The organism is Pseudomonas botevensis (genome assembly GCF_019145475.1).
Taxonomy (GTDB): Bacteria; Pseudomonadota; Gammaproteobacteria; order Pseudomonadales; family Pseudomonadaceae; genus Aquipseudomonas; species Aquipseudomonas botevensis.
The window spans coordinates 158,023-182,414 of record NZ_JAHTKI010000009.1 but is presented as its reverse complement, the minus strand read 5'-3'; the positions used below and the strand labels follow the sequence as shown (position 1 = coordinate 182,414).

Annotated in this window: 18 protein-coding genes and 1 pseudogene; 8 read left to right on the top strand and 11 right to left on the bottom strand. The window is 63.6% G+C overall.

Going from position 1 to position 24,392, the window contains the following annotated elements:
• Positions 1-76: 76 nt before the first annotated feature.
• Positions 77-1,396: a Na+/H+ antiporter family protein gene (locus KVQ74_RS13970; protein WP_217831669.1), complete on the bottom strand. Its 1,320-nt coding sequence runs from the start codon at positions 1,394-1,396 to the stop codon at positions 77-79.
• Positions 1,397-1,690: 294 nt separating this feature from the next.
• Between KVQ74_RS13970 and KVQ74_RS29555 the strand changes: the two are divergent.
• Together KVQ74_RS29555 and KVQ74_RS29550 are read left to right on the top strand one after the other, a co-directional pair.
• A pseudogene (locus tag KVQ74_RS29555) lies at positions 1,691-2,980 on the top strand (HAMP domain-containing protein); the annotation flags it as partial.
• Positions 2,981-3,082: 102 nt separating this feature from the next.
• A complete protein-coding gene (locus KVQ74_RS29550; protein ID WP_404822679.1) occupies positions 3,083-3,838 on the top strand; it encodes a methyl-accepting chemotaxis protein in 756 nt (251 codons plus the stop codon).
• 211 nt (positions 3,839-4,049) lie between these two features.
• On the opposite strand, the gene KVQ74_RS13960 is transcribed toward KVQ74_RS29550, so the two are convergent.
• From KVQ74_RS13960 to KVQ74_RS13945, 4 genes are read right to left on the bottom strand one after another with little or no spacing between them, the layout of a single operon-like run.
• The gene (locus KVQ74_RS13960; RefSeq protein WP_217831667.1) at positions 4,050-5,363 is read right to left on the bottom strand and encodes a sensor histidine kinase; all 1,314 of its coding nucleotides are present in this window, start codon (positions 5,361-5,363) and stop codon (positions 4,050-4,052) included.
• Positions 5,360-6,028 carry a response regulator transcription factor gene (locus KVQ74_RS13955; RefSeq protein ID WP_217831666.1) on the bottom strand — a complete coding sequence of 223 codons (669 nt, stop codon included), beginning with the start codon at positions 6,026-6,028 and terminating at the stop codon, positions 5,360-5,362. Before KVQ74_RS13955 ends, KVQ74_RS13960 begins: the two co-directional genes overlap by 4 nt.
• Positions 6,029-6,031: 3 nt before the next feature.
• The gene (locus KVQ74_RS13950; RefSeq protein ID WP_217831665.1) at positions 6,032-6,343 is read right to left on the bottom strand and encodes a PepSY domain-containing protein; all 312 of its coding nucleotides are present in this window, start codon (positions 6,341-6,343) and stop codon (positions 6,032-6,034) included.
• The gene (locus KVQ74_RS13945; protein WP_217831664.1) at positions 6,343-6,651 is read right to left on the bottom strand and encodes a PepSY domain-containing protein; all 309 of its coding nucleotides are present in this window, start codon (positions 6,649-6,651) and stop codon (positions 6,343-6,345) included. The genes KVQ74_RS13950 and KVQ74_RS13945 overlap by 1 nt, the downstream gene beginning before the upstream one ends.
• Positions 6,652-6,809: 158 nt before the next feature.
• Between KVQ74_RS13945 and KVQ74_RS13940 the strand changes: the two genes are divergently transcribed.
• From KVQ74_RS13940 to codA, 5 genes are all read left to right on the top strand, one after another.
• Positions 6,810-7,889, top strand: a complete 1,080-nt coding sequence (locus KVQ74_RS13940) for a patatin-like phospholipase family protein (RefSeq protein WP_217831663.1) — start codon at positions 6,810-6,812, stop codon at positions 7,887-7,889.
• Positions 7,890-7,984: 95 nt separating this feature from the next.
• Positions 7,985-8,341, top strand: coding sequence for a 6-carboxytetrahydropterin synthase QueD (gene queD, locus KVQ74_RS13935; RefSeq protein ID WP_007955941.1), 357 nt, complete (start codon positions 7,985-7,987; stop codon positions 8,339-8,341).
• Positions 8,342-8,534: 193 nt separating this feature from the next.
• On the top strand, positions 8,535-9,347 hold the full coding sequence (locus KVQ74_RS13930) for an alpha/beta fold hydrolase (RefSeq protein ID WP_217831662.1): 813 nt from the start codon (positions 8,535-8,537) through the stop codon (positions 9,345-9,347).
• Positions 9,348-9,634: 287 nt separating this feature from the next.
• Positions 9,635-10,906, top strand: a complete 1,272-nt coding sequence (codB, locus tag KVQ74_RS13925) for a cytosine permease (RefSeq protein WP_217831661.1) — start codon at positions 9,635-9,637, stop codon at positions 10,904-10,906.
• Between the two features lie 13 nt (positions 10,907-10,919).
• On the top strand, positions 10,920-12,167 hold the full coding sequence (codA, locus tag KVQ74_RS13920; protein ID WP_217831660.1) for a cytosine deaminase: 1,248 nt from the start codon (positions 10,920-10,922) through the stop codon (positions 12,165-12,167).
• A 23-nt stretch (positions 12,168-12,190) separates the two neighbouring features.
• Here codA and KVQ74_RS13915 read toward each other — a convergent pair whose 3' ends face one another.
• Positions 12,191-13,180, bottom strand: coding sequence for a diaminopimelate epimerase (locus KVQ74_RS13915; protein WP_217831659.1), 990 nt, complete (start codon positions 13,178-13,180; stop codon positions 12,191-12,193).
• Between the two features lie 239 nt (positions 13,181-13,419).
• On the opposite strand from KVQ74_RS13915, the gene KVQ74_RS13910 reads away from it, so the two are divergent.
• Positions 13,420-14,571 carry an MFS transporter gene (locus tag KVQ74_RS13910; protein WP_217831658.1) on the top strand — a complete coding sequence of 384 codons (1,152 nt, stop codon included), beginning with the start codon at positions 13,420-13,422 and terminating at the stop codon, positions 14,569-14,571.
• A 43-nt stretch (positions 14,572-14,614) separates the two neighbouring features.
• Here KVQ74_RS13910 and KVQ74_RS13905 read toward each other — a convergent pair whose 3' ends face one another.
• The 5 genes from KVQ74_RS13905 to KVQ74_RS13885 form a co-directional block, all read right to left on the bottom strand.
• A complete protein-coding gene (locus tag KVQ74_RS13905; RefSeq protein ID WP_217831657.1) occupies positions 14,615-17,038 on the bottom strand; it encodes a TonB-dependent siderophore receptor in 2,424 nt (807 codons plus the stop codon).
• A gap of 98 nt (positions 17,039-17,136) precedes the next feature.
• On the bottom strand, positions 17,137-18,120 hold the full coding sequence (locus KVQ74_RS13900) for a FecR family protein (RefSeq protein WP_217831656.1): 984 nt from the start codon (positions 18,118-18,120) through the stop codon (positions 17,137-17,139).
• Between the two features lie 40 nt (positions 18,121-18,160).
• Complete coding sequence (locus tag KVQ74_RS13895; protein ID WP_217831655.1) at positions 18,161-18,661, bottom strand: sigma-70 family RNA polymerase sigma factor; 501 nt, start codon at positions 18,659-18,661, stop codon at positions 18,161-18,163.
• A 91-nt stretch (positions 18,662-18,752) separates the two neighbouring features.
• On the bottom strand, positions 18,753-19,451 hold the full coding sequence (locus KVQ74_RS13890) for a class I SAM-dependent methyltransferase (RefSeq protein WP_217831654.1): 699 nt from the start codon (positions 19,449-19,451) through the stop codon (positions 18,753-18,755).
• Positions 19,452-19,874: 423 nt separating this feature from the next.
• Positions 19,875-24,341, bottom strand: a complete 4,467-nt coding sequence (locus tag KVQ74_RS13885) for a hemagglutinin repeat-containing protein (RefSeq protein WP_217831653.1) — start codon at positions 24,339-24,341, stop codon at positions 19,875-19,877.
• Positions 24,342-24,392 lie beyond the last annotated feature (51 nt).

Below are 24,392 nucleotides of genomic sequence, written 5' to 3'. Positions count from 1 at the left end.
AGGCTTTAACGGCACGCCAATCCAAAAGTTGAGCCAGGGGTTTGTGTCTGCTCCCACAAAAGCGAGGGGCTGAGGTCTAGAGCACCATCGCCGCCGCCCAGCCCGCCGCCAGCAACGGCAGGTTGTAGTGCAGGAAGGTCGGCACCACGGTGTCCCAGATATGGTGATGCTGGCCGTCGATGTTCAGACCGGAGGTCGGGCCGAGGGTCGAGTCCGAGGCCGGCGAGCCGGTATCGCCCAGCGCGCCGGCAGTGCCGACGATGCAGACAATCGCCATCGGGCTGAAGCCCAGTTGCACGCACAGCGGCACGAAGATCGCCGCGAGGATCGGCACAGTGGAGAACGATGAGCCGATGCCGATGGTCACCATCAATCCCACCAGCAACATCAGCAGCGCACCGATCGCCTGGCTGTGATCGATCCACGCCGCCGCGCTTTCCACCAGCGAGCGCACCTCACCGGTGGCCTTGAGCACTTCGGCGAAACCCGAGGCGGAGATCATGATGAAGCCGATCATCGCCATCATCTTCATGCCTTCGGTGAACAGGTCATCGGTTTCGCGCCACTTGACGATCCCCGAGGCCGAGAAGATCAGAAACCCGGCCAGCGCACCGATAATCATCGAGTCCAGCAGCAACTGAATAATGAACGCCGCCGCGATCGCCAGGCCGGCGATGCCGATGGTCCTCGGGTTGTAGGCGACACTGACCTGCTCCACCTGCTCGATCTTTTCCAGGTCGTAGACGCGTTTCTTGCGGTAGCTGAAGAACACCGCCAGCAACAGGCCGAACACCATGCCCATCGCCGGAATGGCCATCGCGTGCATGACGTTGATCTGACTGATATCGACCCCGGCCTTGCTGACGTTGGCCAACAGAATCTGATTGAGAAAGATGTTGCCGAACCCCACCGGGAACACCATGTACGGGGTGATCAGGCCGAAGGTCATGACGCAGGCGATCAGCCGGCGATCCAGTTGCAGCTTGGTCAGTACATAGAGAAGCGGCGGCACCAGCAGCGGAATGAACGCAATGTGAATCGGCAGGATGTTCTGCGACGCGATGGCCACCACCCACAGCAGGCCGATGAGCAGCCACTTGACGCTGCCACCACCGCTCGAATGCTGCCGGTCGACCATCGCCAGGGCCTTGTCGGCCAGGGCGTGGGCCAGGCCGGACTTGGCAATCGCCACGGCGAAAGCGCCGAGCAAGGCGTAGGACAACGCCACAGTCGCCCCGCCGCCCAGGCCACTGTTGAACGCCTTGAGCGTGGCATCGATACCCAGACCTCCGGTCAGGCCGCCGACCAGTGCGCCGACGATCAAGGCGATCACCACGTGCACGCGGGATAGACTGAGGATCAGCATGACGCCGACCGCAGCTATGACTGCATTCATTTCACTACCTCAAAAACACTGCGATGGAGCAATTCACCGCCAGACAGGATGAGTCCGCCCGACAGCGCCCGAGGGCCGTCAGCGGATTTGCATAGAGGGTCTTATTAGAAGGGCGCGCACTGTGCCGCAGAGTGGCGGCGGTGTCAAAGTGACCGGCCGAATCACAATGTAACAATCGGTGAAGACGTCACAAACGTGCGTCAATTCGTCATCTTGTGCTTCGAACATAAAGAAAGCGCAAACGCGGCCGTTACAGTGCAAAGTCTCAGATATTTATCGAATAAGGACGTCCCCATGTCGCTCAGACAACTTTCCATCCAATGGAAAATCACCCTGCTCGCCGGGCTCTGTCTGGCCGGCATCGTGACCCTGCTGGTGGGTCTTTCGCTGTATCGCATGGAGCACAGTTCCGAGCTGGTGAAGGCATCGAGCATGGAGATGCTCACCGAGTCGGCCCAGGCGCGCATCGAGTCCCAGGGCGAAGTGCAGGCGGCCGGCATTCGCCAGCAGTTCATGGATGCCTATCAGTACGGCCACGGTTTCTCGCGTCAGGTGCTGTTCCTGCGCGAACAGGCCGAGAAACGCTTCCTCGATGCCTTCGATCTGCGTGAAGACATGACCCGTCAGGTCAAGTCGGCGCTGCAAGCCAACCCGGATCTGCTCGGTCTGTCGCTGGTGTTTGAAGCCAATGCGCTGGACGGCAAGGATGAGCTGTTCGCCGGCCAGGCCGAGCTGGGCAGCAACGACAAGGGCCGCTTCGCCCTGTACTGGTCGCAACCGACGCCGGGCAAGGTCACCTCGATGGCACTGCCGGAAAGCGACATGACCGACACCAGCACCGGCCCCAGCGGTCAGGCCGCCAACGCCTGGTTCACCTGCCCGCGCACCACGCTCAAACCGTGCGTGATCGAACCTTACTTCTATGTGATCGACGGCCAGAACGTGCTGATGACCAGCATTGTGTTCCCGCTGACCGTCAACGGCAAAGTCATCGCCTCGCTGTCGGTGGACATCAACCTCAACAGCCTGCAAGCCATCAGCCAGGGCGCCAGCAAGAAGCTGTATGACGGCCAGACCGCCGTCAGCATCATCAGCCCGGTCGGCCTGCTCGCCGGTTACAGCCCGGACGCCAGCAAACTCAGCCAGCGCCTGGATGCCGTGGACAAGATCAGCGGCAGCGAGCTGCTGCAACGTCTGAAATCCGGCAGCAGCGTCAGCAGCCTGCACAGCAATGGCCAGTTGAAAGTGCTGTCGCCGTTCCAGCCGATTCCCGGCGGGCCGTCCTGGGGCGTGCTGCTCGATGTGCCGGAAAAGGTTCTGGTCAGCCGCGCCGAAGCGCTCAAGCAGCAACTGGATGCCAGCAACACGTCCGGCACCCTGATCGAGTTGAGCCTCGGCGTCCTCGCCGCCCTGCTCGGCCTGCTACTGGTGTGGCTGATGGCGCGCAGCGTGACCAGACCGATCCTCGGCGTGGCGCACATGCTCGAAGACATCGCCAGCGGTGAAGGTGACCTGACCCGGCGCCTGGCCTACGACAAGCGGGACGAACTCGGCCAACTGGCCGGCTGGTTCAACCGTTTCCTCGACAAGCTGCAACCGATCATCGCCGAGGTGAAGCGCTCGGTGCAGGACGCGCGCAACACCGCCGACCAGTCCTCGGCCATCGCCAGCCAGACCAGCGCCGGCATGGAGCAGCAATACCGCCAGGTCGATCAGGTCGCCACCGCGTCCCACGAAATGAGCGCCACCGCCCAGGACGTCGCCCGCAGCGCCGCCCAGGCCGCCGAAGCCGCCAAGGACGCCGACCGCGCGACCCGCCAGGGCCTGACCGTGATCGATCGCACGACCCACAGCATCGACACCCTGGCCGCCGACATGAGCGCGGCGATGGTGCAGGTCGAAGGCCTGGCCGCCAACAGCGAGAAGATCGGCACGGTGCTGGAAACCATCCGCGCCATCGCCGAGCAGACCAACCTGCTGGCCCTGAACGCCGCCATCGAAGCCGCCCGCGCCGGTGAAGCCGGACGCGGTTTTGCGGTGGTCGCCGATGAGGTGCGTAACCTCGCCCGCCGCACTCAGGAGTCGGTGGAAGAAACCCGTCAGGTGATCGAACAGTTGCAGAGCGGCACTCAGGATGTGGTCGGTTCGATGGGCAACAGCCATCGCCAGGCCCAGGGCAGCGTGGAGCAGGTCGGCCAGGCGGTGACCGCCCTGCGCCAGATCGGCGATGCAGTGACAGTGATCAGCGACATGAACCTGCAGATCGCCAGCGCCGCCGAGGAACAGAGCGCGGTGGCCGAGGAGATCAATAACAACGTGGCGACCATTCGCGATGTGACCGAGTCGCTGTCGGGTCAGGCCAATGAGTCGGCGCGGGTGAGCCAGTCGCTCAACAGCCTGGCGAATCAGCAGCAGAGCCTGATGGATCAGTTCCGGGTTTGATTCACGATTGGCGGGGTGTCAGGAAGATTCCCCCACCCCAACCCTCTCCCCAAGGGGGCGAGGGGGAAAGGGAGCCGATTGGCGTGCGTTTCAAAACCTGAGCTCGCTCGAATCCCAGACCTACCACCTCACCCAAACAGCCCGGTCAGTCCCCTCGACCTCCGGGCGGTCCGACGTTTCGGGAGGGCCAGGATGAGGGGGCTTTTCGGGGTCAGCGCCGGGGCAGCTGGATCTCCACCTTCAACCCGCCCCACTCGCTTTCGCCCAACACCAGAACCCCGCCCCACGTCGCCACGATATCCCGCACAATCCCCAACCCCAGCCCGTGCCCGTCAGTCTGCTCATCCAGGCGCGCTCCCCGGCTGAACACCTGCGTCCGTTGCTCCTCGGGAATCCCCGGCCCGTCATCTTCCACGCTCAGGGCAAAGCCTTGCGCCGTCTCGGTCACACTCAAGCGCACCTCGGCATCCGCCCATTTGCAGGCGTTGTCCAGCAGGTTGCCGAGCAGTTCCAGCAGGTCTTCACGATCCCACGGCAGTTGCAGCCCCGGCGGCGCCACATGGCTCAGCGCCAGATGCTCGCCATGGATCATGTTCAACGTCGCGAGCAACCCCGGCAGCTCCGCGTCGCAATCAAACAGCGCCCCCGGCAGCGCATCGCCGGACAGCCGCGCGCGGTTGAGTTCGCGATTGAGCCGCTGTTGCACCTGCTCCAGTTGGTCCTTGAGGATCCTGCGCAGCTCGGGATGAGAATCAAGCCGTTCGCTCGACGCCAGGCTCAGCAACACCGCCAACGGCGTTTTCAGCGCATGCCCGAGGTTGCCCAGCGCATTGCGCGAACGCTTGAGGCTGTCTTCGGTGTGCGCCAGCAAATGGTTGATCTGCGCCACCAGCGGCTCCAGTTCCGCCGGCACTTGTTCGTCGAGTTGCGAACGCTGGCCCTGTTGCAATTGCGCGATCTGCTCGCGAGCCTTTTCCAGTGGACGCAACGCCCGGCGCACGGTGATGCGTTGCAGCAACAGGATCAGCAGCAGGCCGGCCAGCCCCAGCCCCACGCCGATCTGGCGCATGCGCTGGAAACTCTCGCGCACCGGCGTGTAGTCCTGCGCCACGCTGATCGAGATCGACTGCCCGAGCCGCCGATAATCCGAACGCAGCACCAGCAACTGCTGGCCGTCCGGGCCTAATTGCAGGTTGCTGTGCAGGCCGGGATGGTCGAGCAGCGGCAGGTCCTGATCCCACAACGAGCGGGAGCGCCAGTGGCTCTCGGCAAAATCGATACGGAAATAATGCCCGGAAAACGGCCGCTGATAGGCCGGTGACAAATGGCGCTCGTCCAGTTGCAGGCCCTGGGGGCCACGGACCAGCGCCACCAGCAGGCTTTCGCTGTCATTGCGCAGGCCTGCCTCGAGGTAGCGCTGCAAACCCATTTCGAACAGCCACAGACTGGTTTGCGCCAGCACCAGACCGACGATCACCATCACGCTGACCAGCCCCAGGCTCAAGCGGCGCTGGATCGACCTCACGAAGCCTGCCCGCCGAACCGGTAACCCTGGCCCCGACGGGTTTCGATCACGCTGCGCCCGAGCTTGCGGCGCAGGTGATTGACGTGGACTTCGAGTACGTTGGAGTCGCGCTCGGTCTCACCGTCGTAGAGGTGTTCGGCGAGGTGACTTTTCGACAGGATCTGTTCCGGGTGCAGCATGAAATAGCGCAACAGGCGGAATTCGGCGGCGGTCAGTTGAATGTCCGCGCCGTCGCGAACGACGCACTGGCGCCCCTCATCCAGATGCAGACCGGCAGCCTTGAGCGTCGGTTGATTGGCCTGGCCCTTGGAGCGACGCAACAGCGACTGAATCCGCAGGTGCAGTTCTTCCGGGTGAAAAGGTTTGGTCAGGTAGTCGTCGGCACCGGCCTTCAGGCCTTCGATGCGCTCGGCCCAGGAGTCGCGCGCGGTGAGAATCAGCACCGGCGTCGCCAACCCGGCGGCGCGCCATTGCGCCAATACCTCCAGCCCCGGCACACCGGGCAGGCCGAGGTCGAGGACGATCAGGTCATAAGGCTCGCTGCTGCCCTGATAGACCGCATCGCGCCCGTCCGCCAGCCAGTCCACCGCGTAACCCTGACGCTGCAGGCCGGCCATCAGTTCGTCGGCCAGCGGCACGTGGTCTTCCACCAGAAGCAAACGCATCGGTCAATCTTCCTTGTCTTTGAGTAAACGGCCGGTGGCGGCCTCCAGATCGAGTTCGCGCACCACGCCTTCGACCGTCAGCAGCTCGACCTCATAAATGTAGACGTCGTGCTTTTCTTCCAGCTCCGCCTCCAGCAGTTTGGCGCCGGGATAGCGGTCCAGCGCCTGTTTGAGCAGTTGCTCAAGCGGCAGAATCGCACCCTGCTGACGCAGACGCAGAGCCTCGTCCTGATCCAGGTCGCGCGCCGCCACCAGCGAGCAGAAAAACAGAAGCGCCAACGCAGTCCGACTGCAGGCGCGAGCATTAACCTTCATTACGTATCCTGATGATCCTTGAGCACCTGCCCGCTGACCGCGTCCAATTCCAGATCCCACTCGACACCCTGACGATCGCGCAGATCAATCTGGTAGAGGTACTTGCCGTACTTCTCTTCCAGCTCGGTGTCGGTGATCGTCGCACCCGGATGCCGGGCCAGCGCCGTGGCATTGAGCTGCTCGAAAGACTGGATAGTACCAGCGTCGCGCAGGCGCAGGGCTTCGTCGGGGCCAAGATCACGGGCGTGAGCGAGGCTGGCGGTCAGACCGATGATCGAGGCGATGGACAGGGCAGTCAGGGATTTCATGGGGTGTCTCCGTATTTTTATGTGTCGCTACGGCCGGCACCTTAACGGGCTGAACTTAACTGAAACTGAATGGCCATCATTGGTCATGACAACACGCTCGCTCCCACAGGAGAGGGCGTGGATCTATAATCCCCCGCTTGCCAACGATCGAGACCGGTATGACCGCCATCCACATCAAGTTCCCCGCCCTCACCCTCAAGGCCGGCCCACGAGCCATGGCGCGCATCCGTGCCCAGGGCCTGAACGCCGCCGACGTCGGCACCCTGCCCGGCGCCGCCGGCGGGCCGAAGGCGCTGGGGATCCAGGGGCTGGACCTGGCGCTGTTCGGTGAATGGCTGCCGAGCGCGCCACGGGAACGCTCGCTGATCGGCGCCTCGGTGGGTTCCTGGCGCTTCGCCAGCGCCTGCCTGCCGGACGCCGCCGAAGGCATCCGCCGCCTCGGTCATCTGTACACAGAGCAGAATTTCAACAAAGGCGTGACCATCAGCGAAGTCAGCCGCAGTTCGCAGCGCATGCTCGACGACTTGCTCGACGGCCGCGACGCGGTCCTGCTGGACAACGCCCATTACCGCCTGAACATCATGGTGGTCAAAAGCCACGGCGGCCTGGCCGACGATCATCGCGGCCGGCTTGGCCTGGCGCTGGGCTCGGTGATCGCCGACAACCTGCGCGGCCGCTCGCGGCTGTCACGGCACTTCGAACGGCTGATCATCCACGACCCGCGCCTGGCGCCACCGGTCAATGCGCTGAATGACTTTCCGTCGCGCTTCATCGCCCTCGACACCGGCAACCTGCGCCAGGCGTTGCTGGCCTCGGGATCGATCCCGATGGTCATGGAAGGCGTGCGCGACCTGCCGGGCGCCGGTGCCGGCACCTTCCGCGATGGCGGTCTGCTGGACTATCACCTCGACCTGCCCTACAGCGGCGACGGCATCGTGCTTTATCCGCACTTCACCGACCGGGTGATCCCCGGCTGGTTCGACAAGACCCTGCCGTGGCGCCGGGCATCGGTGGAGCGTTTGCAGGACGTGCTGCTGCTCGCCCCCTCCAGGGAATACCTGGCGCGCCTGCCCTACGGCAAACTGCCCGACCGTAACGACTTCAAGCGTTTCATGGGCGATGCGCCGAGCCGCCAGAAATACTGGCGCGCGGCGATGGACGAAAGCCGACGCCTGGGCGACGAGTTTCTCGAACTGAGCGCCAACGGTCGCCTCGCCGAGCGCTTGCTGACCCTTTAGTCAGTGTTTTCCCGCATCGCCGCAGACAAGCTGGTAAACTCGCCGCCTGCCCGAATCGCTGCGGCGAACGCCATCTGAACAGAGCCGAAAATACTGTGGAAATCTTCAAGGAATTTACTTTCGAATCCGCCCATCGCCTGCCCCACGTACCGGACGGCCACAAGTGCGGGCGCCTGCACGGTCACTCGTTCAAGGTGGCGATTCACCTGAGCGGCGACCTCGATCCGCACACTGGCTGGATTCGTGACTTCTCCGAGATCAAGGCGATTTTCAAACCGCTGTACGAGCGCCTGGACCACAACTACCTGAACGACATTCCGGGCCTTGAGAACCCGACCAGCGAAGTGCTGGCCAAATTCATCTGGAATGAATTGAAGCCCCTGCTGCCGGAACTGAGCGCGATCCGCATTCACGAAACCTGCACCAGCGGTTGCATCTATCGCGGCGAGTAACCCGTCCAGACGTCCCTGAACACCCTGTGGGAGCGAGCTTGCTCGCGAAAGCGCTGCGCCATGACACGGCGCCTTCGCGAGCACGCTCACTCCCACCGGGATAGAAGGCGCCTCAGTGTTTGATTGAACAGCCCCCGAGGCTGTTTTTTTACGCCTATGCTTTTTGGTTCGAACCCGCCAAGAGGACAGGCCCATGACGGACTGGCTGCTGGATCAGGTCTTTGATTTCAACGGGCGACAGATTCGCCACGGGGTGCGCGGCGACGGCCCGCCACTGGTGTTCGTGCACGGCACGCCCTTCTCTTCCTATGTGTGGCACCGCATTGCGCCGCATTTTTTCGCCACCCATCGGGTGCATTACTTCGACCTGCTGGGCTACGGACAATCCGAGCAACCGGACGCCGATGTCTCCCTCGGTGTGCAAAACGATTTGCTCGCGCAGTTGCTGGAGCACTGGGGCCTGCAACGCCCGGATGTGGTTGCCCACGACTTCGGTGGCGCCACCGTCCTGCGCACCCATCTGCTCAACGGCAAGGATTACCGCAGCCTCACTCTGATCAATCCGGTTGCGCTGACGCCCTGGGGTTCGCCGTTCGTGCAGCACGTGCGCGAGCATGAAGCGGCGTTCAGCGGCCTGCCGGATTACATCCAGCGCGCCATCGTGCCGACCTACATTCGCGGGGCCATTCACCGGAATATTCCCGATGATGAACTGACGCCCTATGTGCAGCCGTGGCTGGGCGATCCGGGGCAAGCGGCGTTCTACCGGCAGATTGCGCAGATGGATCAGCGCTACACGCGGCAAGTGCAGCCGCTGTACCCGACGATCCGCTGCCCGGTGCAGATTCTCTGGGGCGAGGACGATCAGTGGATTCCCATTGAGCGAGGACGCGAGTTGCACAAGATGATTCCCGCATCGCAATTTCACCCGATCCCGAATGCCGGGCATCTGGTGCAGGAAGATGCACCCGAGGCCATCGTCGCCGCCCTGCTGCGGTTCCTCTGACCCCAAAATGACCCGCGGGAGACAGCCTGCTGGCGACAGGGCCGGCACATCCAGCATTTGTGTTGTATGACACAACGCCATCGCCAGCCAGCTGGCTGGCTGGCTGGCTGGCTGGCTGGCTGGCTGGCTGGCTGGCTGGCTGGCTCCCACATTGTGCCTGGGTGTGTGCAGGCGCACCGCTTTCGCGCCAAATCCGCCACCTCGTCTATACATAATCCCGTCAATCCGTGACTGGCACGACCGCTGCAACCTCTTCGCGTCCTCCCCCTTCCAGCAAGGAACGCCCCATGACGCAAAACGATCCCGGTAACGATTACCCCCTCAGTGAAGTGCCGATGCACGCGCGTAAAGGTCTGGCCTCCACGGCCATGGTGCTGCTGGGCTTCACCTTCTTCACCGCGACCATGTTTGCCGGCGGCAAGCTGGGCGTGGCATTCAACTTCGGCGAGATGCTCGCCGTCATCGTCATCGGCAACCTGCTGCTCGGCGTGTACGCCGCAGGCCTGGGTTACATCGCCTTCAAGAGCGGGCTGAATTCGGTGCTGATGGGGCGCTTTTGTTTCGGTGAAGTGGGGAGCAAGCTCAGCGACCTGATCCTCGGGTTCACCCAGATCGGCTGGTACGCCTGGGGCACCGCGACGGCGGCGGTGGTGCTGGGCAAGTATTTCGATCTGAATGAAGCCACGGTACTGGGGCTGATGGTGCTGTTCGGCCTGGTGTTCTGCGCCACGGCGTATGTTGGTTATCGCGGACTGGAAATTCTGTCGTACATCGCGGTGCCAGCGATGATGTTGCTGCTGATGCTGTCGATGTGGGTGGCGACCGTGAAAGTCGGTGGCCTCGACGGTTTGCTCAGCGTCGTACCGACGGGTTCGCTGGACTGGTCGACCGCCATCACGCTGGTGTTCGGCACCTTCGTCAGCGGTGCGACCCAGGCCACCAACTGGACGCGTTTTTCCCGTTCGGCGCGGGTCGCGGTACTGGCCAGCCTGATCGGTTTTTTCATCGGCAACGGCCTGATGGTGCTGATCGGCGCCTATGGAGCAATCGTCTACCAACAACCCGATGTGGTTGAAGTGCTGCTGTTACAGGGCTTCGCCATGGCGGCGATGGCGATGCTGTTACTGAACATCTGGAGCACCCAGGACAACACCATCTACAACTTCGCCGTCGCCGGCTGCAACCTGCTGCGTACCGGTCACCGCAAGACCGTGACCCTGGCGGGTGCCGTGATCGGCACGGCGCTCGCGCTGCTGGGCATGTACGACATGCTGGTGCCTTATCTGATCCTGCTCGGCACGGTAATCCCGCCGATTGGCGGCGTGATCATGGCGGACTTTTTCTTCCGCTGGCGCGGGCGTTATCCGCGTCTGGCCGACGCACGGTTACCCGCATTCAACTGGCCGGGGCTGGCGGCTTACGCGGCGGGAACCGTCGCTGCGTTCGGCTCGCCGTGGGTCGCGCCGCTGGTCGGCATCGCCGTTGCCGCGTTAACGTATATCGCAGTGACCGGCCTGCTCGGCGCCCGCAACGCGGCCGCCCCTCTACAAGATCTATAAAAGGATTCGCCTGATGCACATCATCAACGCCCGATTGCGCAACCAGGACGGTTTGCACGAATTGCACCTCGAGGATGGCCTGATCCGCAGCATCGCGCGTCAGACCGAAGCCCCGACCCTCGGCCCCGACGACCTCGATGCCGGCGGCAATCTGGTGGTGCCGCCCTTCGTCGAACCGCACATCCACCTCGACGCCACCCTGACCGCCGGCGAGCCGCGCTGGAACATGAGCGGCACCCTGTTCGAGGGCATCGAATGCTGGGGCGAACGCAAGGTCACCATCACCGAAGAAGACACCAAGACCCGCGCCAAGAAGACCATTCAGGCGCTGGCCGCCCACGGCATCCAGCATGTACGCACCCACGTCGACGTCACCGACCCGCAACTCACCGCGCTCAAGGCCATGCTCGAAGTGCGCGAAGAAACCCGGCACCTGATCGACCTGCAAATCGTCGCGTTTCCCCAGGAAGGCATCGAGTCGTTCCGCAACGGCCGCGAGCTGATGGAAGAAGCCATTCGCATGGGCGCGGACGTGGTTGGCGGCATTCCGCATTTCGAGTACACCCGCGATCAGGGCGTCAGTTCGGTGAAGTTCCTGATGGACCTGGCCGAACGCACCGGTTGCCTGGTGGACGTGCATTGCGACGAAACCGACGACCCGCATTCACGCTTCCTCGAAGTGCTGGCCGAAGAGGCGCGCAGCCGCGACATGGGCGCCCTTGTCACCGCCAGTCACACCACGGCGATGGGTTCCTACGACAACGCCTACTGCGCCAAGCTGTTCCGCCTGCTCCGCCATTCGGGGATCAGTTTTGTCTCCTGCCCGACCGAAAGCATTCACCTGCAGGGGCGCTTCGACAACTTCCCGAAACGCCGGGGCGTGACCCGGGTCAACGAGTTGCTCGAAGCCGGCATGAACGTGTGTTTCGGCCAGGACTCGATCGTCGATCCGTGGTATCCGCTGGGCAATGGCAACATCCTGCGGGTGCTTGAGGCCGGGTTGCACATCTGCCACATGCTCGGTTATCGCAACCTGCAAAGTGCGCTGGATCTGGTGACCGACAACAGCGCCAAGGCCCTGCACCTGGGTGAGCGTTACGGGCTGGAACAGGGGCGCCCGGCGAACCTGCTGATCCTGTCGGCGGACAGCGATTACGAAGTGATCCGCAGCCAGGGCCTGCCGCTGTATTCGATCCGCGCGGGCAAGATGCTGATGAAACGGCAGATGCCGGTGGTGGAGTTCAGTGGTGCGCAGATCTGATTGATGTGTCGCGATTGTAGGCCTCAGCCAATCAACCGCGCCGTACCGAACAGTCTGACGCGCACCAGTTGCCCCTCCGACTCTTCCAGCAGAATCGGCGCCGTCCCGCCGGGCATCACCACGTGCACCTCTCCGGCGGCCACCCAACCGACCCGCCAGGCCGCGCACGCCACCGCGCTGGCGCTGGTGCCGGATGACGCCGTCGGCCCTTCGCCGCGCTCGAACACCCGCGCGACGATGCGTTGAAGGGCTTCGCGCATGGCCCATTGCAGGTTGACCCCGGCCGGACACGGCTGGCCGCTGCCCGTCGGCATGGCGTAGGCGATCCGGGTCAGGCCCTCGCTCAGCGCCGCTGTGCGCATTTGCTCATTGCTCGGCAGCGCGGCGACGTCACTCACCAGCGTGACGCAATGGGGATTGCCGATGCGCACGAATTGGCTGTGGCCCCAGGCCGCGTCGAGTTGCGCCAATGGCTGGACGCGGCTCACCTGGCGATTCTCCAGCGTTACCGTTGCAACGTTGTGCGCACCGACAGCCTCCGGGCCGAAACCGGGTTGGCCGAGGTCGAGCCAAAAACCCTGCACATCCGCGACCTGCGCCGGTTTGACCGAAGTCGCCACCGGCGACAGCGCGTCAGCCTTGTCGTGATGCACCTGCAACAACGCGCCCTCGTGCGGCATCAGCCCTTGCTCAAGCAGCGCCTGGGAAAAGATCGTCAGACCGTTGCCGCTGCGCTCGGCGAGCGTGCCATCGGTGTTGACGATCAGCACATCGAACGGCGGCGATGACTGAAACGGGCCGACCAGCAAACCATCGCTGCGATGGTCCTTGGCCCCCACGGGCTGCTGCCCCTCGGGCCAGTCGCAGCAGTGAGCCACGGCGGCCAGGCTCCAGGCCTGCCGCAATGCTGCACACTCGGCGGCGCTGACGGGCAAATCAATCCCTGCTTCGCGTAACACCTGCGGCGAAACCACCCCGTAGAGATTGCCCCGTGCATCGTAGAACTGCGTCATGAACCGCCCTTCCGTGAATATCGATAGCGCACCACTCTACGGCAACACACTCCAGCGTGGGAGCGGGCTTGCTCGCGAAGACGGTCGGTCGGTCGGGCCATCCGTTACACACGGTGACTGACTCAACGAGTCGGCTGTGCAAGGATGTCCGTCCGCCCCCGATGACCTGACCGCCCGATCGAACCTCGACGCGCGATCACTGTCCTTCGGGGACGCGATGTTTTTTGCCAAGGATCGATATGACCAGCCTCAACCCCCAAGACACGTTCATTCCCGGACGCCTGCAACAGATGTCCACGCGCATCGCCTTCTTCATCGCCGGGCTCGGCATCGCCGCGTGGGCGCCCTTGGTGCCGTATGCCAAGGCGCGGGCCGGGCTCGATGAAGGGATGTTGGGTCTGCTGCTGTTGTGCCTGGGTGTCGGCTCGATTCTGGCGATGCCGCTGGCGGGGATTCTCGCCACGCGCTTCGGCTGTCGGCGGGTGGCGACCGGTGGCACCTTGCTGATCTGCGCGGCGCTGCCGCTGCTGGCGACGGTGTCGTCGATCCCGGCGTTGATCGCCACGCTGTTCATGTTCGGCGCCGGGCTGGGCACGGTGGATTCGACGGTCAACCTGCAAGCGGTGATCGTCGAGCGCGCCAGCGGCAAGAACATGATGTCGGGCTTCCACGGCTTGTTCAGCCTCGGCGGGATTGTCGGCGCGGCGGGCGTCAGTGCCCTGCTCGGCCTCGGCCTGTCGCCCCTGGCGGCGATGCTGGTGGTGATCGCGCTGCTGATCGCCGCGCTGTTCAAAGCGGTGCCGCACATGTTGCCTTACGGCAGCGAAAGCTCGGGACCGGCGTTCGCGGTGCCCCACGGGATCGTCCTGTTCATCGGCGGCATGTGCTTCATCGTGTTCCTCACCGAAGGCGCGGCGCTGGACTGGAGCGCGGTGTTCCTCACCGAGGAGCGCGACATCGATACCGCATACGCCGGGCTGGGTTACGCAGCGTTTGCCCTGACCATGACCGCAGGACGTTTGATGGGTGACCGCATCGTCCGGCGTCTGGGCGCCACGCGGATCATTCTGTTTGGCGGACTGACGGCGGCAGCCGGTTTGTTCCTGGCCACCTTCGCCCCGAGCTGGCAAGCCGCGCTGTTCGGTTATGCCCTGGTCGGCGCCGGGTGTTCGAACATCGTGCCGGTGCTGTACACGGCGGTAGGCAAGCAGACGGTGATGCCGGAAAGCATCGCGGTGCCGGCGATCACGACGTTGGGTTATGCGGGAATTCTGGCAGGGCCGGCGGTGATCGGCTTTGTCGCACACGCCAGCAGCCTGAGCTTCGCCTTCGGATTGATGGCCGTGCTGCTGGTGGCGGTGGCGATTGGCGGGAAGGTATTGAAGGTTTGAGGATCGCTCCCACGCGCGGCGCGGGAACGATCCTCCAGCGTGATCAGAAACCGACGCTGGCCTGTACGAAGAACGTACGCGGCGTGCCGACGTAGATCCCCGAGTTGTTGTCGCTGGAGCGGGTGAAGTACTGCTTGTCGAAGATGTTCTTCACCCCGGCGCCGAGTTTCAGGTTCGACAGCTGCGAACCGAAGTCATAGCCGCCGCGCACGTTCCAGGTCACGTAGCCTGGAATGTCGCCGTACTGCCCGTCCGCCGTGCCTTCGGTGATGTAGTTGCCGTTGAAACTGCCGTCGGCGTTGACCCCGGTGCCTGGCGAGCGCTGCTTGGACTGGGCGAACCCGTCGATGTTGTAGGTCCAGCGGTTGATGTCGTAACGCAGGCCGACCGTCGCCACCTGACGCGAATAGAACGGCAGGTCACGGCCCTTGAAGCCCGGAATCTCGCCTTCATAGGTGGCGCGGGTGTAGGTGAAACCGGCGTTGGCGGTCAGGCCATCAAGGCGTGGGTCCAGCGCCGCCATGTCGTAATGCACCGACGCTTCGATGCCCTGGTGCTTGGTCGCGCCGAGGTTGGTCCAGCCCACATCGTTGCTGATGTATTGCAGTTCGTCATCGAAGTCGATGTAGAACAGCGTCACTTCCCCGCCCCACACGTCATCGTTGTAGCGCGTACCGATCTCGTAGGTCTTGGCCTTCTCCGGCTCCAGGCCGTTGGCGGTCTGATCACCCGAGCCGCCCTGGCCGAGCTGGAAGTATTGCAGGCTGCCGAACGAGGTTTCGTAGTTGGCGAACAGCTTCCACGCGTCCGACAAGTGATACATCACGCTCAGGGCCGGCAGCGGTTCGTTGCTCTCGATGCTGCGGTTTTTCTCCGGCACGCGCTTGCCGGCAGTGTCGAGCACGGCGCGGTCGTGCCAGTCGGTGCTGATGTGTTCGAAACGGATGCCCGGCGTGATGGTCCAGTTGCCGACATCGATCTTGTTGTCGATGTAGACCGAATTGGCCTCGGTGCCGCCGGTGCGATCCTGGAACACATGGCCGTCGGACGTCTTGGTGACCACCGGCTCGTTATTGACCAGCGCCAGACGGCTCGACTGTTCGTGCATCGCCTCTTTCAGATAGCGATAACCGACGCTGACCTCCTGGGTGGTCGGGCCGACGTCGAATACACGCGACACACGCGGCTCGATACCGAGGGTGTAGTACGAGCGCGGGAACGAGCTGAGGGTTTTCTGATCGCGGGCGGCAATGGTGCTGCCGCGAAAGCTGTCGGTGTAATAGGTCAGCACTTCAGCCTGGGTGCGTTCGTCGATCTGGCGAATCCACTTGAACGACACGTCCTTGCGACGGCCGCTGAAGTTGTCGTAGTCGCGGTCGGACTGGAACGGCTTGTCGTCGTACTGCTTCTGGGTCAGGCCGCCGGGCATGTCGGCGCTGGCGTCGTAGTAGTGGAAATTGAGGCTGAAATCGTCCTGGTCGGTCGGTGCCCAGTGGGTCTTGAGCAACACGTCGTCGATGTCGTTGCCGTTGTTTCGCTCGCGGTAACCGTTGCCGTTGACGCCGGAGTACAACAGCGCCATGCCGATGCCGTTGTCGGCGGTGCCGCCGAGGAACGCGGTGTCGATGTGCTTCCAGCCACCGTGCTGGGAGGTTTCCAGGGTGGTGCCGATTTCACCGGTGGCTTTTTCCGGGATCGCGCGGGTGACGAAGTTGATCACCCCGCCGACGTTCTGTGGCCCGTACCGCACGGAACCGGCGCCACGTACCACGTCGATGCTGTCGAGGTTGCCGGACGAAATCGGCGCCATCGACAGTTGCGGCTGGCCGTATGGCGCAAACGCGGCCGGCACGCCGTCGATCAGCACGGTGGAGCGTGGTGACAGGCGCGACGTCAGGCCGCGCACGCCGACGTTCAGCGAAATGTCGCTGCCGCCGGTGCCGTTGGCTTCCTGCACCTGCACGCCCGGCACGCGACGCAGCACGTCACCGACGTTCATCGCGCCCTGCTCGACCATCGCTTCGCGGCGGATCACGGTACGGGCGCCCGGATGGTTCTGCACCACGGCGGCGTCGGCGTCACCGAGCCAGTCGCCGACCACCTTGATGTCGGTCACGCCCAGCTCCAGAGGCCCATTGGCGGCGGAAGTCGCGGCGGGCGACAGGGTCACCGAACCTTCGTTGATCTGGTAATCCAGACCGCTGCCTTGCAGCAACTCGCGCAGGGCCTGCTCCGCAGAGAGATTGCCGTCCACCGCCGGCGCCTGTTTGCCGGCGACCAGGTCCGGGCTGAAAAACACCTGCAACGAGGTTTGCTGACCCAGCTCGCTCAGGGCCTGACCCAGCGGCTGCGCGCGGATATGGATGGCGTCGGCAGCGAATGCCAGCGGCACGGCAGCGTTGACCGCCAGCGCGAGCGCCAGCGGCAACCAAGGGGATTTTTTGTTTTTGGCGGTGGAGTTTTTCACGTCGAACGTAGTCCTGTGGATCGCAAGAGTGTGCGGCTGTTAATGCAAACCAGTTGCAGTTGAACAGGAAGACGACGAACTCGAAAAAAACCTGAATTTTATTTTGAAATTATTTCCTGACTGCCGTCGGCGAGGGTGCGCACGGCCACCGGCAGGATGCTCGGCAAGGCTTTGAGCAAGGCATCGGTGTTGTCGGATTTGAACACGCTGGTCAGGCGCAGACTGGCCACGGTCGGGTTGGCGACCTTCAACGGCTTTTCGCGATAACGGGAAACTTCCGCCGCGACTTCGCTGAGGCTGGCGTTGTTGAACACCAGTTTGCCGCTGCGCCAGGCGGTCAGTTCCGCCGGGTTGACCGCGTAGGCCGACGCCACCACACCATTGGCGTCGATATGCGTGCCCAGGCCAGCGGTCAGGCTGATGAACTGGCTGTCGGGCGCATTGCGCCCCTGCACCTTGACCGTGCCCTGTTCCACCGCGACCCGGGTTTGCGTGACGTCGCGACGCACATCGAAACGCGTACCGGTGACCGTAACCTTGCCATTACCGGCCTCGACCACGAACGGCCGCGAGGTGTCGTGCTCGACGCTGAACATGGCTTCGCCTTCAGCCAGTTCGATGAGCCGGCGATCCTTCTCGAAACGCACCTGCAAACGGCTGCGGCTGTTGAGATCGATCACCGAACCGTCCGGCAGCGCTACGTGCCTGCGCTCACCCAGGGCCGTGGCGAATTCGGCGCTGTAGCCCTGCGGGTGGTTCAGACCGCTGAACAACCCCAGTCCGAGCGCCACCGCCAGCACGCTGGCGGCCACCGCGTAACGCAGCAGCGGACGACGCTCGCGACGACCGGGCGGGGTGTCGACAAGGGCTTGCAGGCGTGGCGCCGGCAGCAGGTCAGCAGCGCTCCACAGGCCTTGCAGCAACTGGAACTCGTCGCGGTGCTGCGGGTGTTCGTTCAGCCAGACGTCGAAACGCTGCTGCTCGTCGGTACTGACGGCCGGCTCCTGCAAACGCACAAACCAGCGAGCCGCGTCATCGCGCACCGTTGTTTGCCCGCACGCACAATCACGAGTATCCATCATGGAATGTCCTGTTTGGCTGGGGATGAAAAGGCGCGGCCGCTCATGATTGCAATCCGTCCAGACGATCGCGCAAATGCCGCAGGGTGCGGATCATATACTTTTCGACCATGTTCTTGGACAGTCCCAGGCGTTCGGCGATTTCCGCCTGGGTCAGGCCTTCGATCTTCTGCCAGACGAAAATCCGCCGGCAGTTGACCGGAAGCTCGGTGAGCGCCCGTTCGATGGAGTCGGCCAACTGGATCGCATGCATGTAATGCTCCGGGTCACCGGTTGGCGACTCACTGAGATCGATCGCCTCCGACTCCATGGCGCCTCGCCGATCCTCACGCCGATAACCATCCACCGCGATATTGCGCGCGGTCTGGTGCAGATACGCCCGTGGCTGCTGCACCGCCGAAGCATCCGACTCGAGCACCCGCACAAAGGTGTCGTGCGCCAGATCCTCGGCCTGCTGACGATTGCGCAGGCGTCGGGTCCAGGTGCCGATCAACTCTTCGTAATGCTCGAGAAAGCCGGGTCTGCGAGGCAGCATGGGGATCATTGCGGCGTGCTGTGGAAAGGGGCGTGAATAGTAATGCTTCCTATTAAGCCGAAGCAATGCATTCCTCGGAGAGGCCGACGAAGCTCTTGATCTATGGTTTGCGCGTGCAGAACCAGCCATGCATCAAACCAGCCTGGAAAAACTGCACCGGCGCCGTAAACCCCGCCGCCTCTATCAGCCCGGCAACCTGCGCTGACGGAACAATCGCCACATCCTTGGCATAGGCGGCACGCGCGCGTTCCAGCATTGCCGGCGGCACCTGGGCCGATGACATCAGCGTCATCCAGTTGCGCAGCAGCGCTTCATAGGCGGGTGATTCGGTGTCAGAGGCGAGGTCGGCGTTCGCCAGGATCGCACCGGGGACGAGCCGATCGGCAATCTCCCGGAAGAATGCGGTGCGCGCCTGCGGTTCGAGCAAAAACTGCGACACCAGAAAACAGGTCGCACCGTCATGGCCGGGGCCGGTTGGCAGCGTATCAAGATAGCCCTCATGAAAATCGCAACGGGAAAGGAAGCCGCCCTGCGCCGCTCGCTCGCGGCAGACATCGAGCATCGCGCCCGAGGGATCGACGGCGGTGAATCGCCAGCCGGGGAACTGCCCGGCCAGATGGGCCAGCTCGACACCGGTGCCCACGCCGACACAGAGGATCCGCGCGTTTTCCGGCAGACCGGCGAATACCGAATCCAGCAACATGTACAGCGCATCGCGGATCGGGGCCATGCCAGCCCATTGCTTGTCGTAGACGGCGGATTGCTGGTCGAACAAGGCCTTGAGTTCGTCATTGCGCATGGAGCACTTTCCTTGCGTGGTGATGGGATCGCTTCCAGTATCGCAGAGCTGTCAAGCTCCCCGCCGCACATCACCTCCATTGGATCGGTGTCAACCGCTCCCCAGCCCTCTCCCGAGGGAGAGGGCGCCGACCGGGGTGTCTGGCGTTACACGTCGACCTGAACGCCTGCGCCAATTATGGATTCAGCCATGCACTTCAAGGCTGGCGATCTTCCCGAACATTCCCCGATCGGTCCCCTCTCCCCCGGGAGAGGGCTAGGGTGAGGGGCTGCGATCTGGAGCGAGATACCTGTGTGGGCTTGCTCGCGAAAGCGGTGGTTCAGGCACCTTTGCAGTGACTGATCCGACACCTTCGCGGGCAAGCCCGGTTCCCACATTGGAGTTGGGGTGGATGTTGATTGGGGCACATCCACCGTTAGGTTTTCAGCCTCTTTCGTCGATGCCGGCCTGGAGCGTCTGGCTGTCGAAATGACCGCTGACGGTGACCGGGCCGACTTTCAGGTTGCCGTTTTCGAAGGACACCTTGGGGGCGTTTTCTTCGGTTTTCTGTGGCAGGTCCAGCCCGGCCTTGAACCCGGTATCGCGGTTGCTCAAGTCGGTAGTGCTGACGCTGGAGTCGCCAAGATCAACCTGCCCCGCCGTCGACGAAACCCGCGCCCCCACCAGCCGCGTGGCGCCGTCGACCGTGAGGTTCACACCCTGACTGCCGCTGATGCCCGAGGCCTGCCCCACGCTGTCCTTGCGGGTGTATTCGCCCTGGGCCTTGAGGGTCGGCTTGTAATCGGTGCCGGCGAGTTGCCCCTTGTCGTCCGCCGGCTTTTTCTTGCCGGTGATGCCCAGGTCCACGTCGACTTTGGCTTCGGTTTTCGAGTCCTGGCGGCTTTCCACCGTCAGATCACCGGCCACCTGACCGGTGACGGCTTTGCCGTCGATTCGCGCCCCGGCCAGTTGCGCATCGCCGGCGCTGTTGAGCGCCACGCTGTCAGCCTTGATCTGGCTGTTCTGCTGCGTGGTGGCTTGCAGATAGTCCACGCCAACCTTGGCCCCGGCATTGAAGCCGTGATCGCTGCTCGGTTTTTCGTCTTCAGCGGTCGGTGTGCTGCTGCTCAGATTGCCGCCGGCATTCAGGGCGACGTTCCAGTTGTTGCGACTTTCCGTGGACTGCGCCGACTCCATCACAAGGCCGCCCTTCTGCGCATCGACACTCACCTTCGGCCCGCTGACCTGAGTGCCTTGCAGATGAACCGAATCACCACTCAGCGCTATCCCGCTCTGGCTGTTCAACTGTCCGCCGGTCAGGGTCTGGGTGTTTTCGTCGACCCGACCGATGTTGAAACTGGCGTTCAGATTGCCGCCCTTGTCGAGGCTCTTCTCGCTGCTGGACTTGCTGCCGCCGGCCTTCAGACCGCCGCCCAGATTGCTGCCGGTGGCGACATGGCTGTCGGTCGCCGCTTGCAGATCGAGCTTGCCGCCGGCCTGCACATCGATGGCGCCAGCGCTGTCGACTTTCGTGCCCTGCTGAACCTGATTGCCGCCGCTGCTCAGTTGCACCGGGCCGTTGGCGGAAATGCTCGCGACCTGCGCCTGGCTGTCTTCAGTCCGCTTGCCGGTGTGGTCGAGCTGGAACCCGGCGCCGAGATCGACGTTGGTGCCGTCAGTGCCGGGCAAGGTGCCGACCGTCAGCGAGCCATCGCCGCGCAGGCTGGAGCTGTCGCTGGTCTGGCGGTCATTGGCCTGATTCAGCGCCAGATCGCCGCCGGTCTTGATGCTCACGCCGCCCTGCCCACCGTCGAAACGGCTGCCTTCGAACTGCGCGTCGCCGCCAACCTTGATGCTCACCCCCTGGCTACCGGCATAACTACCGACCACCGCCGTGCTCTCGTCCTTGCGGGTCTGGCTGCTGCCGCCCGCGCCACTGCCGGCGATGTTCAGGTCTTCACCGGTCTTGGTGTAGACCCGCACGTCGACCTTGGCGTCCACCGATTTATCACGGCTGCTGTGGGTGTTGCTCGCGGCGTCGGCGACCAGTTTGTCCGCGCCGATATTCACCTGGCCGGCGCTGGCGTTGTACCGGGTGCCTTGATCGTGCAAGGTTCCGGCGACATTCACATCCACGCTGCCGCCATCGAAACGGCTGACCACCGCGTTGCTGGCCTGCTCTGTCTTGCCGCTGCCGGCGTGACCGATCGCCACGTCGACACCCAGGTTCGGCTGGCCCAGTTTGCCCAGCGCATCCTTGTCCGGCAGCTTGCCGTCGAGTACTTCTTTGACCACGCCAGCCACCGGCCGGGCGATGTCCTTGTACTCGGCGTTGACGCCAATGTCCGCCGACCAGTTGCTGCTGTCGTGGGTGCTGCTTTCGGTGTTGCTGGCCGCGCGGTTGTCCACTTCATTGGCGGCGACGTGCAGACCGCTGTCGGCCTTGAGTTGCGCGCCTTCGGTGGTGAGTTTGTCGGCATTGATGGTCAGGTCGCCGCTGCTTTGCACGCCGGTGATCTGCGCATTGGTTTTGCTGGAGGTGTCTTTCGAAGTGACATGAGCGAAATCGACGCCGACGCCAGCCCGGTCGAGACCGCCGCTGACATACAAACCGCCGCCAGTGCTGCGCTGTTCGTCAGACGTCTGGTGGCTGTCCTGCTCGGCCAGCAACGCAACATTCTTGCCGCCGAGGGTGGTGTCGCCAGCAGTGGACTTCACCTCGCCGCCCTTGATCGTCAGATCGCCACCGGCCTGCACCTGCACGCTGCCGCCGCTGAGGCTGGAGCCTTGGTGAGTGACGTCATTGGCGGTAACCGTCTGCTTTTTGTCTTCGTAGTGCACACCCGCGCGGTACTGCTCGGCGGTGTTCTCTTCGGCGTAGAGATCAAAACCACGGGACTCGCTGGTGGTGCTGCTGTCATGGGTGTTGCGGGTGGAATGCACGTTCACATCCCCCGCCGCCTCCGCCGTCAGCGAACCACCGGCCTTGACCGTGGAACCTGCCACTTCGATGTCCCTGGCGCTCTTGAGCTTGAGATTGCTGTCGGAGGCCAGTTCGCTGCGCACAGTGGTGCTGTCCTGGGTGTTCTGCCGTGATTCGTCCTTGGCGACACCGAAGAACTTGCTGTCCTTGTCGTGCTGATTGCTGTGCGAGGTGTCCTGCACGCCATCAATCACCAGCGAGCCATTGTCGCTGATCACGCTGGCGTCCCTGGCACCGCGTACCTGACTGCCGCTGATGCGTACGTCGTCAGCCTTGACCAGCAGTTTACCGGCGGCGTTGATCTTGCTGCCGGTGTGCTGGGTCTGGCCCTTGTCGGCGTCGCCGGTCTTGCCGAAGAAACCACCGCCCACCAGATCGCCGGAATAGCGGTTGTCGCTGCTGCGGTTGGTGCGGGTGGCGGTGGTGATTTCCACCTGTTTGCCAGCCAGATTCAGGTCACCGGCGCTGCTCAGCTCGGCGCCTTCAGCGCGCAACAGCGCGGCGGTCTGCAGGGCGATGTTGCCGCCCTTCAACTGGCTGGTGACGCTGCGCTGCTCTTCGCTGCTGTTGTTCCAGTTGGCTTTCCAGAGGTGCTTGCGGTGGTCGCCCTTGTCGGTTTTGGTGTGGGTTTCGGTGGCAGCGGTCAGACGCAGATCGCCGCCACTTTGCACGCTCAGCTTGTTCGCCGCCTCCACCTTGGCGGCTTGCAGTTCGGTGTCCTTGCCGGACGACAACTGCGCATCGCGGCTGGCGACGATCTGGCTGCCATGCTGGCGGGAGTCGCTGTCGGTCTCGACGCGATCATAGGTTTCCCAGGTGATGCCTATCGTGCTGTTACTCCAGTTCTCGCGCTGTTCCTGGAGCTTGCGGCTTTCGACGGTGGTCAGGGTCAGGTTGCGTTTGGCGTCGACCGTGACGTCGCGACCGCTAACATCGGCAGCGGCGAGCGTCAGATCCTTGCCGCTGTGCAGGCCGACGTCACCGTGACTACTGCGGATCCCCGCGCGGGTCACGTCGAGGCTGTCGGGCACAGCCTTACCACTGACACTCAGGTCGCCGGCCGAACGAATCTGCACCCCGTCGTGCCCCGCCACTTGCACCGCGCCGACTTTCACGCCCGCGCCTTCAGCGGTGCTGACGATGTTGATGCGTCCGGCCTGCATCGCACCGAACAGGCTGGCGTCGATCCGTTGATCGGCGGTGTGGCACGCCGGGTCCACGGTTTTGACCTGACCGCTAGGGTAATCCACCTGGTTGCGGCCGACGGTGAGGTTCAGTTGATCCCGTGCCGCGAGGCTGCCCTGGCTGTCGATGCGCGGCGCGATCAGGTTGATCGAGCCTTCGCGGTTGGTCAGCCCGCCGCCCTGAATCTGCAGCTGGCCGCTGGCATCACGGGTGTTCAGGCCTTGCAGTTTGCCGTCGTTCAACTCGGGACGGCCGACCACCAGATTGGCATTCGGCGTGTTGATGAAACTGCCGCCGTTGACCGAGATGCCGTTCGGGTTGGCGAGCACGTAATCGGCGGCGCGACCGAAGATTTCCTGGGCGCCGTTGATGGCCGAGGGGTTGCGGCTGATCACTTCGTTGAGGATCACGCTCGCGGCCTGGCCCTGCAGTTGCGGGTTGGCCGCCAGTTGTCCGGCCAGTTGCGATTGCCCGGCCTGCAAGGCGTTGTTCAACACCAGGCCCTGACGGTCGACGTTGTAGTCGAGGAACTGGTTGTGCGACAGCCCGGCGCCGTTCGGCGCGACGATGTTGACGATCGGCACGCCGCCCTGGGTCTGCAATTGTGCCGTGCCGCCAGGCCCCGGTGCGACGACGACACCGCCGGCCAGCGCCGCTGGAATGGCGGCGATGAACAGGCTGCTGATCGCCCAGCGCAGTTTGCCCCGAGGGGAAAGATGAAACGCAAAGGTGTTCACTGACATAAGTCACTCTCCATGTAAGTACGGCGTCACGCTGCGCGTTGGGATGAAGGC